General features: G+C 46.9%; 13 protein-coding genes, 1 tRNA gene and 2 rRNA genes (1 of these 16 cut by a window edge). 14 read left to right on the top strand and 2 right to left on the bottom strand.

Features of this window, described 5'->3' with window-relative positions:
• Positions 1–175, top strand: a 23S ribosomal RNA gene (locus tag HFN16_RS16595); it begins 2,763 nt to the left of the window's first position.
• A 69-nt stretch (positions 176–244) separates the two neighbouring features.
• Positions 245–359, top strand: a 5S ribosomal RNA gene (rrf, locus tag HFN16_RS16590).
• Between the two features lie 94 nt (positions 360–453).
• Here rrf and HFN16_RS16585 read toward each other — a convergent pair.
• On the bottom strand, positions 454–1,242 hold the full coding sequence (locus HFN16_RS16585) for a hypothetical protein (RefSeq protein WP_168891808.1): 789 nt from the start codon (positions 1,240–1,242) through the stop codon (positions 454–456).
• Between the two features lie 165 nt (positions 1,243–1,407).
• Between HFN16_RS16585 and HFN16_RS16580 the strand changes: the two genes are divergently transcribed.
• A complete protein-coding gene (locus HFN16_RS16580) occupies positions 1,408–2,040 on the top strand; it encodes a TetR/AcrR family transcriptional regulator (protein ID WP_168891807.1) in 633 nt (210 codons plus the stop codon).
• A 32-nt stretch (positions 2,041–2,072) separates the two neighbouring features.
• Here HFN16_RS16580 and HFN16_RS16575 read toward each other — a convergent pair whose 3' ends face one another.
• Positions 2,073–2,465, bottom strand: a complete 393-nt coding sequence (locus tag HFN16_RS16575) for a MucR family transcriptional regulator (RefSeq protein WP_168891806.1) — start codon at positions 2,463–2,465, stop codon at positions 2,073–2,075.
• Positions 2,466–2,634: 169 nt separating this feature from the next.
• Here HFN16_RS16575 and HFN16_RS16570 point away from each other — a divergent pair, with 169 nt between their 5' ends.
• The 11 genes from HFN16_RS16570 to deoA all read left to right on the top strand — a co-directional run bounded on the left by HFN16_RS16570 (position 2,635) and on the right by deoA (position 14,662).
• Positions 2,635–3,195: a hypothetical protein gene (locus HFN16_RS16570; protein ID WP_247648370.1), complete on the top strand. Its 561-nt coding sequence runs from the start codon at positions 2,635–2,637 to the stop codon at positions 3,193–3,195.
• Between the two features lie 148 nt (positions 3,196–3,343).
• Entirely contained in the window at positions 3,344–4,267 is a 924-nt protein-coding gene (locus HFN16_RS16565) for a MerR family transcriptional regulator (protein ID WP_247648369.1), read from the top strand.
• Positions 4,268–4,390: 123 nt separating this feature from the next.
• Positions 4,391–4,819, top strand: a complete 429-nt coding sequence (locus HFN16_RS16560; protein ID WP_168891805.1) for a hypothetical protein — start codon at positions 4,391–4,393, stop codon at positions 4,817–4,819.
• A gap of 108 nt (positions 4,820–4,927) precedes the next feature.
• On the top strand, positions 4,928–6,304 hold the full coding sequence (gene thiD / locus HFN16_RS16555) for a bifunctional hydroxymethylpyrimidine kinase/phosphomethylpyrimidine kinase (RefSeq protein WP_168891804.1): 1,377 nt from the start codon (positions 4,928–4,930) through the stop codon (positions 6,302–6,304).
• A gap of 86 nt (positions 6,305–6,390) precedes the next feature.
• Positions 6,391–6,475, top strand: a tRNA-Leu gene (locus HFN16_RS16550).
• Between the two features lie 48 nt (positions 6,476–6,523).
• Complete coding sequence (gene tig / locus HFN16_RS16545; RefSeq protein WP_168891803.1) at positions 6,524–8,014, top strand: trigger factor; 1,491 nt, start codon at positions 6,524–6,526, stop codon at positions 8,012–8,014.
• Between the two features lie 283 nt (positions 8,015–8,297).
• Positions 8,298–8,912: an ATP-dependent Clp endopeptidase proteolytic subunit ClpP gene (gene clpP, locus HFN16_RS16540; RefSeq protein WP_168891802.1), complete on the top strand. Its 615-nt coding sequence runs from the start codon at positions 8,298–8,300 to the stop codon at positions 8,910–8,912.
• Positions 8,913–8,914: 2 nt separating this feature from the next.
• On the top strand, positions 8,915–10,168 hold the full coding sequence (gene clpX / locus HFN16_RS16535) for an ATP-dependent Clp protease ATP-binding subunit ClpX (RefSeq protein ID WP_168891801.1): 1,254 nt from the start codon (positions 8,915–8,917) through the stop codon (positions 10,166–10,168).
• A 129-nt stretch (positions 10,169–10,297) separates the two neighbouring features.
• On the top strand, positions 10,298–12,763 hold the full coding sequence (lon, locus tag HFN16_RS16530; RefSeq protein ID WP_168891800.1) for an endopeptidase La: 2,466 nt from the start codon (positions 10,298–10,300) through the stop codon (positions 12,761–12,763).
• Between the two features lie 130 nt (positions 12,764–12,893).
• The gene (locus HFN16_RS16525) at positions 12,894–13,349 is read left to right on the top strand and encodes a cytidine deaminase (RefSeq protein WP_247648368.1); all 456 of its coding nucleotides are present in this window, start codon (positions 12,894–12,896) and stop codon (positions 13,347–13,349) included.
• Entirely contained in the window at positions 13,346–14,662 is a 1,317-nt protein-coding gene (gene deoA, locus HFN16_RS16520) for a thymidine phosphorylase (RefSeq protein WP_168891799.1), read from the top strand. The genes HFN16_RS16525 and deoA overlap by 4 nt, the downstream gene beginning before the upstream one ends.
• Positions 14,663–14,841: the final 179 nt, after the last annotated feature.

Here is a 14,841-nt window from a genome sequence, read left to right as displayed (position 1 = left end):
GTTCGGTAAGGATAACCGCTGAAAGCATCTAAGCGGGAAGCCCGCCTCAAGATTAGTTCTCCCTCTACATTAGTAGCTAAAGATCCCTTGAAGACTACAAGGTTGATAGGCTGGAGGTGTAAGCAATGTGAGTTGTTCAGCTGACCAGTACTAATAGATCGTGCGGCTTATTTTACATCAAAAAGGAATTCTCTCTTCTCCCTATTTACTTATATATCTCGAACCCTACGGTTCACCAAATTTTCTTGGTGCCCAAGGAGGAGGGGGTACACCCGGTCCCATTCCGAACCCGGTAGTTAAGCCCTCCATCGCCGATGATACTGCATGGTAGCGTGTGGGAAAGTAGGTCGGTGCCAAGTAAAATTTAAAAGGCTCTCAGTCGTTAGACTGAGAGCCTTTTCCTTTTGGGGCCGTGGAAGGTTGTCTTGCTAATTAGTCCGTCAAACGAAGATGTTATTCAATAATTTTGGCTAGAGCTTCTTCTGCTTCCCACAGAGCATCATCAATTTGTTTGACGTCATTTAGATGAAATTTACGCTCCATCGTGTTTTTTGTTATATTTGCTGGGTCCCGTTGTTGCAGGTTATCCAATATTCGAAGGTATCTTTCTAGTCCAAATTGTTCTACTTTGCGTCGAATTTCACCAATCATATCCAAGGCGACGTTGATGAATCTGTTGTCTGAATATACTTTATTCCAATCGACCTTTGTTCCATTGTCGATTCTGAATTGGCGTATTAGCTCATCAACATATGCTTTTCTTGCTTCTTGAGTTGTGTTCTCTTCGCCAAACAACACTGAAGGCGCGTTAAATTTGTCAAGGCTTGGTATTGTTCCTCTCACACTAATAAGAAAGTAACGCATAAGGGGCCTTGGTATTACACCTTGGGTAAATGTAATGCGAGCTTGGGTATCTGCTTCTGAGTTTTCCGGCCAAATCAGCTTTTGCTTAGGAACTCGAATAAAACAGTATTCAACAAGAATCCGTCCAACGCTATCAATTCCTCTTTTTTCTTTAACTAATGAAAGTTGAGATATATCTTTGAGTGCTTCAATACAATCCTGATCGTATGTTTGACTATTCCTGAATTCCTTCACTGCATTTTGTAGTTCTTGATCAACTATCTTCTTATTTACACCAGAATTCAAAAGATTGTTTCTTAGGATACGGGTGAATAGCATTAGTTGCTTATTACCTGCACGTTTAGTTCTGCGACATATATTGAGTATCTGTGGATCCATCAGCACAACCCTTTGGTTTCGGTAAGCGATATAAGAATACATTTTTTATACATTTTGACGCGTTATTGTACAATTGATGGTGTGGGGAGCATAAAGGAATCAATAATTGCTTTGATTGGTGTCTTGTGAAACTCTGTAGTTATAGGCTCTTAGTGAGGAGGCACTATGTCAGAACTCAAAGTTGTCTCTAAAGTCATACCGATTCGTAATAAAGAAATTACCAAGAGCAAGCTTGTTACGGCAGTCGGAAAAGTCTTAGCAGATGTTGGGTTTCAGCAATTGGGAGTTAATCAAGTTGCACGTGAGGCCGGTGTAGATAAGAAGCTTATATATAGATATTTTAATGGATTAGAAGGGCTTGTTGCTGCTTATGGCGAAACTATAGAGTTTTGGCCAAGTGCTGCTGAGTTAGTTGGAGATCAGAAAGATGAAGTTCGGAGGTTAGAACCGCATGCTTTATTGGGCTTGTTCTTTAAAAGATATCTTCGAGCTATTCTGGCTAGGCCAAATACACTTGAGATTTTAGCCTGGGAGGCAATCGAGCGGAATCACCTTACGAAGACTCTAGAAGAAGTGCGTGTTAAGACAGCATTAGAGTTTTTTGAATTGATGGAATCAGATCCATCTGATGATGTCGATTTGACGGCACTTGTTTTGATTTTAGCTGCTGCTGTTAATTTCTTGGCTATTCGGTCAAGAATTCATAAAACCCTCGGCGGTGTAGATCTGCAGTCTCCAGAAGGGTGGAAGCGAATTGAGAGGACGCTTGATCAGTTGACACAAGGAATTCTAAAGTAAAAGAGCCCGGGAATTATACCCGGGCTCTTTTGCTATTTGTTCTTTCCACGCTTTGTCCACAGCTTCATTTCTTTCATCTTTTTCCGCCGTTCTCTTTGAAGCGATTTGCAAACTAGTGGCATCTTCTTCTTGTAGCCATATTTTTCGCGATATTCATCAGCTGTCAATCCGTGACTGGCAAGGTGCTTCTTCGTCAGAATCTTAAATGATTTACCACATACACAACAGAGTATTGATTTTTCGCGAATTGCCTTTGAAGGTTCTATCACAGCTTCTTCTTCTACGGAAATGCTCCCGCCTTCAGCAATAGACTTGATTCCGGCTGCAAGCTTTTGCACCATCGAAGTTATTTCATCTTCTGTCATGGTACGTACACTTGCCTGAGCTTTAACAATTTCCAGGGCTTCTTTCAGATAGTCTTCCATGAGTTCATTCTCCTTAAATATGTAAACAGTCATAGTACTATAAAGTGGCCATGTTAAATGCGCTATAAAGATTCTTTGAGAGGTATTTAAGTTTCATTGTTACAATACAGAGTTTCTAGCATAAAATGAGTGTAGTGTGTCAACAAATGCATCAGCACAGATAGTATCGATGGATTGGCTCAAATCGCAGAATATGAATTTCTTGCTTTACAGCCCTCTGTGCAGTATAGGATTGAGCGTTGAGCGAGGGGTTTTACGCACTTTTAATTGGAATGGAGTTGATATGAGTTCGGAAACTGGAAAAGTCCATAAATTAGAAGATTTTAAGTCCGAAGTGACTTCCGAAAAAGCGGAAGAAACTACTCCCATGGCTAGTATGGCTGCTGCTCAGAAGGATATGAGCAAGGTTGCAATGATTGTATCTTTGCTGGCTGTTCTTCTGCTTGTAATTTTCTTTTTCGGCATGAATCGTAATATAGCCGGCTTGACTGATGAGGTTAAAGCCCTAGGCGTACTGCGTGAGGATGTGGCCAGTCTTGATCAGCGTATGGTGAAAATGCAAACCGAAGTCCCTGCAGAGATGAAACGTATGATCACTTTCGACATGGTTAACGAGATGGCCATGAAGGCCTTTTATCTGACCGATACTTTGGAAGACGAAGCCATGCGTGCAAAGATGCAAGAAGTTTTGGCAGGTTTGAAAGAGGTTAGAGCTGGGCTTGAGAAATAGTCTTAATCATTATTGTCCGATTTTGAGGCGTAACGCATAGTCGTTACGCCTCTTTTTTTGGTCCATACTATTCTGCTTGTATTGATCAGTGTTGATCAAAGATGTGTTGACATGAGCTGTTTTACGATCTATGTTCAGTTGAAGATTAATGATCAACAAGCGTTGGTTGGTTATGAGTAAGAAGTATATTAGTTTGAGAGAGGTCGGCCGTCAGTTGGATATTCCGCCGTCAACTGTCGTGTACTATAAAGATAAATTTGACAAATATATTCCATCTGTCGGTGGTGGTGGTCGCCGTCGTCGGTATCCTGTAGAGGTCTTGGAGATATTCAGGAGGATTCGTGAGATGTTCAATGATAACTGGTCTACTGATCAAATCGAAAGAGAATTAGCATTGAAATTCAGCTTATTAATGAATGATCAACAAGCTGAACAGTCTTTTGAACAGTCTGTCGCAGAAGGGGCCACCGAGGGGCTTGCACGAGAAATTAGTGGGGTCTTGTCCAAGGTGTCTGAGGCGCTTGAGGATCAGTCTCTCTTTAGGAGCGAGATTCGCTCTCTCCGTGATGAGGTCGCTTTGCTCCGTAAAGAGCGCCATGACGCCGAGGTTCGCTATGAGGAGCGTATTGATTTTCTTGAGCGAGAGTTGAGTGTTGTGAGGCGCCGCGTTTCAGGGCGGTTTGCAAGTGGTGAGATTGATTTTCCTTCTGATGAGTTTCTTTCCAGTCCTCTTGTGATTTGCTCAGATGGTGAATACCTTGGAGTTCAAGGGAAAGGGCGTAATCATTTTTCCTTGAAAGATTTCGTGCAATTGATTGAGCGCAAGGTTTCTGACTCGGTCGCTGTTGAGACTTCCTGGAAGCATCAAGATGACAATTGGGTGTTGGTTGTTCGTACCGATGATAGTGCAGAGGGGCGTGGGCAGGATATTGTGTTGGTTGCAAAGACGACTGTAACACCAAGCAATAATAAGGTAACTGAGATCGTCAGACTCAACATTGATGGTAATGACGCACCTGATGCATTGCTGTTAACTTTGTTCCGTCAATTGCGCTCGGTGTTTAACGGATAGCTCTATTTTTTTTGACTGAATTGACTCTAGAAAAAATCTTGATTCTTTGACTTGTTTCGCATATATATTCACTGCTAAATGTACCACAGTTAGTTAGTTCGCCGGTTCGATGGAGGAGACGGTATGCCCCAGGTCGCAGCTAGGATTACGACTGATCAGGAAAAATGGCTTAAGGATTACTTCAAGACCAAAAGCGCTGGCGCTGAATTTATTCTGCCCTGGGCCGTGGATGTCTTTTTCAAGTCTATCCGCAATGTGTCTAGCGATTTTTCGGTCGCTGAACTCAAAACTATTCTTGAGTCACATAAGGATGTAAAATTACTCCCTAACCAGTCCAAGCAAGCTTATCTTATGTTGCGTGTCGAAGAGGCGTGTGATGAGCATAATGTGCATATTCAGCATGGAGCTAGTAAGTCCAATTTGGAAGTTAAGTTGCGCCGGTTGACTGATCTTCAGGCTACTGCATTGATGATATGGGCTACTGCCTACTGGGTGAGCAAGGCTTGGAATGGTGTCTCTGTCGAAGATTACGTCAAGTTGTCCTGCGGCTAGTTTCTCTGAGCTTCTAGTTCAATAGTCATATTTCGTTGTATTGCGATTATCGGTTACAGGTGGTAACGCCTGCCGATAGTCGTTTTGTTTTTTCGAAAGGAGATCGAAGTGGAGAAGCTTTCTTGCATCCTTACCATAGCAGGTTCAGATTCTGGAGGTGGTGCTGGGATTCAGGCGGATCTAAAAACCGTGACCATGCTTGGTGGGTATGGGGCAAGCGTAATTACTGCATTGACTGCGCAGAATACGAAGGCTGTGACGGGTATTCACGCTCCTTCTGCTAAGTTTGTTGTTCAGCAACTCAAAACGGTTCTTGATGATATCGATGTTAGTGCGGCTAAAACTGGGATGTTGTTCTCCGAACCGATTATCAAGGCTATAGCTCCCGTTTTAAGCAAAAAGACATTTCCTTTGGTTGTTGACCCTGTTTGTGTTGCTACATCAGGTGCCAAGCTATTGAAAGATGACGCTGTGGAAGCAATAGTGCGTATGATTTTTCCATATGCCGACTTGCTGACGCCCAATATTCCGGAAGCGGAATTGTTCTCTGGGGTCAAGATAAACGACCGTGAAGATGTGTTCAAAGCAGCACGTATTCTATTAGATATGGGACCACAGGCGGTATTAATAAAAGGTGGGCATGCGGATTCATGGGCTATTACTGACTGGTTTGTTCGAAAGGACGGCGAGCCTGTGCCATTTATTCAGCAACGTGTGTCAACCAACTGTACACATGGAACAGGGTGCACTCTTTCTGCTGCCATTGCCACTGGTCTTGGACAAGGGATGGAAATGGGGGCAGCCATTAAGCGTGCACAGGATTATTTGAATCTTGCCCTGCGCGGTGGGTACCAGCTTGGTGACGGTGGAGGACCACCCAATCATTTGGCTCCGTGGATCAAAGCAAACGGCCGAGATGGTATCCTTAGCGAGCTAGATGCGTTTGGGCGTTGGCTAGTAGCTAAAGAGGCTATAGCATCTTTGATGCCCAGAGGCCGCAGCAATGTAGCCGTTGCTTTGCCATTAGTTGATAATATTGATGAAGTGGCTGGTTTTACAGGTGGTTTTGTGAGGACTCGTCGTGGAGATGTTTTAGTGTCTGGTCATCCTGAATTTGGTGCTTCAGAAAAAACGGCCGCTACGTTGTTGGGCGTGACTCGGTTAAACTCTGATGTAGGGTGCGCGATTACTCTTGGTGTTGGTAAGTATACCAAACAGACCCTGGATGCTGTTGGTTTGGACTCTGTGTGGATCGATCGTGATAGAAAACCCGATTACATTCAGGAGAAAAATGGTCAGTTTGCCGAGTGGGGAGTATTCGAAGAACTGAAAGGGCACGTTAATTCGGAGGCTGTTCGAGCAGTAGGTGATCCTGGTGGATTGGGAATTGAGCCGGTTGTCCATCTTTTGGCTTCAAATCTAGGAGAAATGCGCGACTTGTTGGCTCGTTATGCGGAGTCATACAAGGAAATTGAAGGGCAATAGTCTCGATAGATGCGTATTTCCGAGTTTATTTCTCTTTTGGAGGTTGACATATCAGCCGGGCCTTGCTTAATAAGCACGGTCTTTATGCGGGCGTGGCGGAATTGGTAAACGCGCCAGATTTAGGATCTGGTACCCTAGGGTTTGGGGGTTCGAGTCCCTCCGCCCGCACCAAAGAAGTAATATTACGCACCCAGAGTGGTGTTTCAGGAGGATATTTTCATGGAGTACAATGTTGAAGACCTTTCCCCGGTAAAACGGAAGATTACCGTTCAGGTTCCGGCTGAAGAGGCCAACGCCGCCATCATGACCAGCATAGCTATGTATCGCATGCAGGCTGACGTTAAGGGCTTCCGCAAGGGCAAGGTGCCCTCCAGCGTTGTTGAGTCCCGTTACCGTAAGCAGATTTATGGTGAAGCTACCACTGATCTGATCAACTACCAGATCAATGAAATCATGAGTGGTCTGAGCATCCAGCCCATGTCTCGCATTGATGTGGACGCTAAGGAACTGGAACGCGACACTGATTTCACTTACTCCATCGAGTTCGAAGTCGCTCCGAAGCTGGACCTGCCCGAGTACAAGGGCCTGGCAGTTGAAGAGGTTAAGGCTGTGGTTTCCCCTGAGGAGATTGCTGAAGTCGAAGAACGTATCCTCCAGAATAATGCTGAAGTGAAGGTTATCGAAGAAGTTCGCCCTGCTAAGACTGGCGAAGTTGCTACTCTGACCTTCGGTGCATACCAGGACGGCAAGATCGTCGAAGGTATCCAGGCTGAGAACTTTGATCTGGTACTGGGCGAAGGTCAGTCCCTTCCTGAGTTTGAAGAACTGGTCAAGACTCTTTCCTCCGGTGAAGAGGGTGAGACTGAGATCACTTTCCCCGAAGACTTCATCAACGAAGGCCTTGCTGGTCAGACCGTGACCATGAAATGCAAGGTTCACGCAGTAAAACAGCGCTTCACTCCTGAAATGAGCGATGAAGTGGCCAAGAAGGCCGGTTTCAGCGATGTTGAAACCATGCGCAAGGGCATTGAAGAGTCCTACGCTGGTCAGCGCAAGCAGATGAACCAGTCTGCTGCTCAGAGCAAGCTTCTTGGTGACATCATTGAGAGCATCACTGAATTTCCGCTGCCTCCTTCCATGGTTGAAGACCGTATTGACCGCCTGATTCAGGATCTGGAATACAAGCTGGATCGTCAGGGTAAAGGTCTTCAGTCTCTTGGCAAGACTCCTCAGCAGATGCGTGATGAGTTCAAGGACGAGGCTGAGAGGACTGTTAAGACTGAAATCTTCCTGCTCGCAGTTGCAGCAGAAGAAGGTCTTGAGATTTCTCCTGAAGAAATCGAAGCGACTCTGTCTCAACTCGCCATGCAGACCCGTCAGCCGCTGCACGAACTTAAGAAATACTATGAGGATAACAACCTCATCGTACCTCTCAAGGACCGTCTGCTCTGCGACAAGGCTTCCGAGCTGATCTACGACGCTGCCAAGGTTACTGAAATTGAGCCTCCGGTTGCTGGTAAGGCTGCTGCCAAGGAAGAAGCTCCGGCCAAGGAAGAGGCTGCTGAAGGTTCCATTACATTTGACAACAAGGCTGAAGCTGTCGAATGGGCCGTTGCCAACTTGGGCATCAAGGAATCCACTGCAAAGAGTTATTCCCTTGCAAAGCTGCAGGAGCGTGCTGAAAAGTTCCTGGCAGAGAAGGAAGACTAGTTTAAAAGCTTTCCTCAAAGGAAAAAAAGATCACGGCGGTCCGGATTCCCGGGCCGCCGTTTTTTTTGTAGCATCCTCTTGACCTTCAAGTGATCATACCTATTTAGTTCGAACCGTGAGCAGGAAGTTTATCCTTGTCCTCACTGATGAAATGCCGCATACTCGATTATGCTTGATACTTAGCGGTAAAAGGCCTGTCAGGCTTAAAAAATTGTTAGCCAAGGCGTAATGTTGCCAACACCGCTGGCCGATAAACTACAAAAGAGTTTTCAAGGAGACATACATGGTCGCCATCCCGATGGTCATTGAAACGACCGGTCGCACCGAACGCGCATACGACATCTACTCCCGACTTCTCAAAGACCGGATCATCCTGCTGGGGAGTGCCATCGATGATCACGTAGCCAGCCTTATCTGCGCCCAGCTCCTTTTTTTGGAGTCCGAGGACCCGGAGAAAGAAATATATATGTATATCAACTCGCCTGGCGGAGTGATTTCCGCAGGGATGGCTATTTATGATACCATGCAATATATTTCAGCCCCTGTAGCGACCCTGTGCATGGGCCAGGCTGCCAGTATGGGAGCATTTCTTCTGAGTGCAGGTGAGCCCGGTATGCGTTACGCATTGCCACATAGTCGCATTATGATTCACCAGCCATTGGGCGGTGCTCAGGGGCAGGCCACTGATATTCAGATCCAGGCCCGTGAGATTTTGCGATTGAAAGAAGAACTGAACAAGATCCTGGCTGACAATACAGGTCAAAAGCTGGAAAAAATCCAGGAAGATACGGAACGTGATTACTTTATGACCTCGCAGGAGGCCATGGAGTATGGTATCATCGACAAGGTGATGCGTTCCCGTGAAGACGCAGTCCAAAAGGATGAAAAGGATAAGTAACAATGGCAGAGACTAATAACACTTCTTCAGAACTCAGCTGTTCTTTCTGCGGCAAAACGCAGGTGGAAGTGCAGCGGCTTATTGCAGGCCCTGACGTATACATCTGCGACGAGTGCGTGTCCCTGTGCAATGATATCATGGCTCAGGAGACCATTAGTGAGGAATTTGAGGACGGCCGTTTGCTGCCTCCGCAGGAAATCAAGGCGCTTTTGGACGAGTATGTCATTGGTCAGGATCAAGCAAAGAAGATCCTTTCCGTTGCTGTGCATAATCACTACAAGCGTGTCTTTTACGCTGCTGCCAACGCTGGTGCGGATGATGTCGAAATCGACAAGTCCAACATCCTGCTTATTGGCCCCACTGGCTCTGGTAAAACTTTGCTTGCACAGACCTTGGCTCGTGTGCTCAAGGTCCCGTTCGCTATTGCAGATGCGACAACCCTGACTGAAGCCGGTTATGTCGGTGAAGACGTAGAGAACATTCTGGTGCAATTGCTCCAAAATGCAGATTATGACATCGACTCCGCCAGCCGCGGCATTATCTACATCGATGAGATCGATAAGGTTGCTCGTAAGGGAGATTCTCCGTCCATCACTCGTGATGTTTCCGGTGAGGGCGTGCAGCAGGCACTGCTTAAGATTATTGAAGGAACCGAAGCGAACATTCCCCCAAAGGGTGGCCGTAAGCACCCTCAACAGGAGTTTATCCGTATGGATACTTCTAACATCCTGTTCATTTTGGGTGGTGCTTTTATCGGTTTGGATAAGATCGTGCAGAAGCGTTCTTCCGGTTCCGGTATGGGCTTTGGTGCGAAGGTCGAAGCGAAGAAGGAAATGACTCTTGGTGAGTCCTTCGCCATGTCCGAGCCCACTGACCTGATCAAATTCGGTCTTATTCCCGAATTTATCGGGCGTATCCCGGTGCAGACTGCTCTGGAAGAGCTGACCGAAGAAGATTTGGTTCGCATTCTTCAGGAACCTAAGAATGCTCTGGTTAAGCAGTACAAGAAGCTGTTCGAACTGGACAAGGTCGAATTGCGTTTCACTGAGAATGCAATGAAGGCAATTGCCAAGCAGGCCATTGAGCGTAAAACTGGTGCTCGCGGGCTTAGGAATGTCCTTGAAAAGACAATGCTGGAGATCATGTACAAACTGCCGTCTATGGAAGGTGTTCGTGAATGCGTGATCAATCAGGCCGTTGTCGAAAAGGGCATGGAGCCGCTACTGATGTATCACCAGGAAGTTAAGTCTGCGTAACGGTTAGTTCAATTTCATTGACAACTACGCTTACGGTCTTACTTGGAACTTTCGACGGCAATCGCTCGCTCCCCTCGCATTGAGGGGAGGCGGGCGTCGCCATATATCCGCAACCACTCGGAGGAATAGATGCCGACTTTTGGTTTTGACGGCAAGAAATCCCCTGAAGCCATGACTCTCCCAATGATGTCTCTGAGGGAAGTAGTCATGTTTCCTCGGTCCATTGTGCCCCTGTTTGTGGGGCGCGAGGCCTCTATTAAGGCCATTGAGACCGCTGTAGCCGATTACGGCAAGCAGATTTTTCTGGTTACTCAAAAGACTCCGGAAAAGGAGCATCCTGAGGCGGATGACCTGTATGAACTTGGTACGGTCAGCAAGATTCTTCAGATGTTGCGTTTACCTGATGGTACCATCAAGGTGCTCTTTGAAGGTGTTTCTCGTGCCAAATGGGACCCGGAGCAAAGTAAGCTTATATATGAAGACGTCGAAGAAGGGGAGTATCCCCAGGCTCACGTAACTATGGTTGAGGAGTCTGATGAGGTAACTCCTGAAGCCAAGGCAATGGTGAGAGCTGTTCATGAGGCCTTGGACGAGTTTGGCAAGGTAAACAAGAAGGTTGCCCCTGAAGCCATTCTTGCCATGTCTACCCTCAAAGACCCTGGACAGTTGGCTGACCAAGTTATGCCACATCTCAAGATCGATTTTACTCGAAAGCAAGAAATTCTTGAAATCATGGACCCCACCGAGAGGTTGGAGCGTGTCTATGAACTTCTGCTGGGTGAAATTGAGATTGTCTCCATTGAGAAGCGTGTCAAAGGGCGCGTGAAAGATCAGATGGAGAAGAATCAGCGCGAATACTATTTGAATGAACAGGTCAAGGCCATCAACAAAGAGATGGGCCGCGAAGATGATCCTCTGGCAGAGGCTTCGGAGCTCGAAGAGCAGCTCGATGCAAAGCCCATGGGGGACGAAACTCGCGAGCGTGTTCGTAAGGAGCTTAAGAAGCTTCGTACCATGCAGCCGAGTAGCGCTGAATATACTGTGGTTCGTAACTACATCGACTGGGTGCTTGATCTTCCCTGGAACAAGCATAAGGACGACAAGGATACGGATATCGCTGAAGCTCGCAAGATTCTCGATGAAGATCATTTTGGTCTCGAGAAGCCCAAGGAGCGTATTCTCGAATATCTGGCTGTCCAGACTTTGGTTGAGTCCATGAAGGGGCCTATCCTCTGTTTTGTTGGTCCTCCCGGTGTTGGTAAGACGTCCATTGCCCGTTCGATTGCCCGTTCCATGGATCGCGAGTTTATTCGTCTTTCTTTGGGTGGTGTGCGAGATGAGGCTGAAATCCGTGGGCATCGTCGTACTTACGTTGGCGCCATGCCCGGTAAGATTATTCAGTCTCTCAAGCGCGTGAAGAACAGCAATCCCGTCATCTGTCTGGATGAGGTGGATAAGATGTCTGCAGACTTCCGTGGCGATCCGTCTGCCGCACTTCTTGAAGTGCTTGACCCTGAGCAGAACTACGCATTTAACGATCACTATCTGGACCTTGATTATGATCTGTCCAAAGTCTTTTTCATAACTACTGCCAACAATCTCGAAGGCATTCCTTTGCCGTTGCAGGACCGTATGGAGATCATTCGCCTGCCCGGTTATTTGGAAACTGAAAAGGTTGAGATTGCACGAGACTTCCTGCTGCCCAAGCAGGTTGAACAACATGGACTTAAGCCAGAGAACATCAAGCTCTCTGAGAATGCGATCCTTGACATCGTTCGTCATTACACCCGTGAAGCCGGTGTTCGTAATCTGGAGCGCGAGATAGCATCCGTCTGTCGTAAATCTGCTATGAAGATCGTTGAAGATAATGATCGTGATAAGGTGATTCACGTCACTAAGCAGTCGCTGGAGAAGATGCTTGGCGTAACCAAGTTCTCTCATGGTGAACGCGAGAAGGAAGCACAGGTTGGCGTCTGTAATGGTTTGGCCTGGACTCAACTCGGTGGCGAGATGTTGCTGGTTGAAGTGGCCCTCATGCCAGGTAAAGGCAAAGTTGAGATAACTGGTAAGCTCGGCGACGTTATGCAGGAATCTGCTCGCGCTGCTGTTTCCTACATTCGTGCCCGTTCTGATCTTCTTGGGCTTAAGCCCGACTTTAATACGAAGGTGGATATCCATATCCACGTTCCGGATGGAGCGACTCCGAAGGATGGGCCTAGTGCTGGTATCACGCTTACAACTGCATTGATTTCCGCATTGCTGAATATCCCTGTACGTCATGACATCGCCATGACCGGTGAGATCACCCTCCGTGGTCGCGTGTTGCCCATCGGTGGCCTGCGTGAAAAGCTTCTCGCTGCTCATCGTGGTCTTATTAAGACTGTCCTTATTCCTTCTGAGAATGAGAAGAACCTCAAGGATGTTCCCAAGGAAATCCTTAAGGACCTCGAAGTCATTCCGGTTAAGACTATGGACGAAGTCATTGAAAGGGCGCTTGAGAAGGGCGGTGAGCCCGTTCTCATTACTCAGCATGGAGAACCGCCGGTAGCAAATGATCTTCTTAAGGATGATCAGCGTAAGCCCGCGCGTCAATAATCCTTTCATATCGCAATTTAAAGGCCGAACAGTTTTCTGTTCGGCCTTATTTATTTGGCAGCGGAAAGGGCTGGTGAACCATTACTTTACATCATATCGGTCGGAGAACTCCTTCTGGCGTGGTGTAATCTTGATTGGAATTATGGTAATGAACCTTTTTATGAAAACGATATCAGAGTCTTTATTTGATACATTGTTTGAAGCAGCAAAAGGAGCATCTGGTAATGCATATGCTCCTTATAGCCGGTTCCCTGTTGGAGCAGCATTGTTGGCTGATAGTGGTGATATCTACATTGGTTGTAATGTTGAAAACGCATCCTTTGGTCTAACAAATTGTGCAGAGAGGGCCGCCATCTTTTCTGCAGTGGCGGATGGGTGTGGCCCTGGTGATTTTCAAACTTTGGTTATCTACACCCCTGGCGATGTGTCGCATCCTCCGTGTGGAGCTTGTCGACAGGTTTTGAGTGAGTTCTTATCTGCTGAATCTGTGGTTTACTCTGTCAGTGAATTCGGAAAAACGCGTAAATGGACTATGGCTGAATTACTGCCTGACTCCTTTATTTTGCCAGAAAAGGAGAGGGTATGACATTGTTGCCACAAGAGATAATTCGCAGAAAGCGTGATGGTCATGTCCTCAGTAGTGATGAGATTCAGTACTTCATTCATGGATTGGTAAAGGGCACGGTTACCGAGGGACAGGTGGCTGCTTTGGGTATGGCTGTTTACTTTCAGGGAATGGTATCGGAAGAGTGTGCTGCTTTGACTCGAGCCATGACTGAATCAGGGAATGTACTCCAGTGGGATTTGGATGGTCCTGTTTTAGATAAACATTCCACTGGTGGAGTTGGTGATTTGGTGAGCTTGGCGCTTGGGCCAATAATCGCTGCATGTGGTGGATATGTCCCCATGATTTCTGGGCGTGGCCTAGGGCACACCGGCGGGACATTGGATAAGTTGGAGTCGATTCCTGGCTACAACACAGTGCCTGATAATGCCCTTTTCCGACGGGCCGTGAAAGAGGCTGGCGTGGCCATCATTGGTCAAACAGGCAATCTCGCTCCGGCGGATGGACGGTTTTATGCCATCCGCGATGTCACTGCTACTGTGGAGTCAATTCCGCTTATTACAGCCTCAATTCTTTCAAAGAAATTGGCTGCGGGATTGGATGCTTTGGTCATGGATGTGAAAACCGGCTCTGGCGCGTTCATGTCGGAGTATGACGACGCTGTGTCTCTGGCCGAATCTATTGTGTCTGTGGCCGAAAAAGCCCAGCTTTCGACTTCTGCTCTGGTGACCAATATGGATGAACCGTTGGCCCCATGTGCAGGAAATGCTTTGGAGGTAGCCGAGACCGTTCGCTACCTAACAGGCGCTAAACGTGATGACCGTCTTGATGGTGTCATTATGGGGCTCTGTGCTGAGATGTTGGTTTTGGGCGGTATAGCAAAAGATGAGGAAGAAGGTATTAATCTGGCGCGTCGGGCTCTAGAGTCTGGTGCCGCTGCAGAGCGTTTTGAGCATATGGTGTTTTGTCTAGGGGGACCTTCTGATTTCATGGAGAAGAGTGAAAGCTATTTGCCTGTCGCTCCTATAAAAGTATCAGTAGATGCTCAACAGGGAGGTTATGTCTCCTCATGGGATACGCGGCAGCTGGGGTTGGCAGTGGTGTCTCTCGGTGGAGGCAGGACGAGTGTTGAACAGTCTGTTGACCATTCGGTGGGAGTGACTGAAATCGTTCGAGTTGGAGAATCTGTTGAAGTGGGGCAGCCTTTGGCTGTGCTGCATTGCACGAATGAAACTAACTATGACTCGATTGTAGAGATGGTCCGAAAGTCTGTTGTTATTTCTAATAATCCCCCAAAGCCTAGAAATATAATTTATCGGTATGTAAGGCCCTGAGCAGGGTGGGAGGCCAATATGGCGTTAAGCATCGTGATCGAGTGGCCAAAGACATATTTCATCTCATTCGTGCTGAGTTCTTCGTAACAGTACGGTTTCATGCCATTTGTCCGGATGCCGTTTGAGTCGAGGTAAGACTCTTGAGAGCGCGGATAATAGTTCTTGTGTCACTTCTACTA

The sequence above is a fragment of the Pseudodesulfovibrio sp. zrk46 genome (genome assembly GCF_012516435.1).
Classification (GTDB): Bacteria; Desulfobacterota; Desulfovibrionia; order Desulfovibrionales; family Desulfovibrionaceae; genus Pseudodesulfovibrio.
Note: the sequence above shows the minus strand (reverse complement) of the source record. Positions and strands in the feature narration are given on the sequence as shown.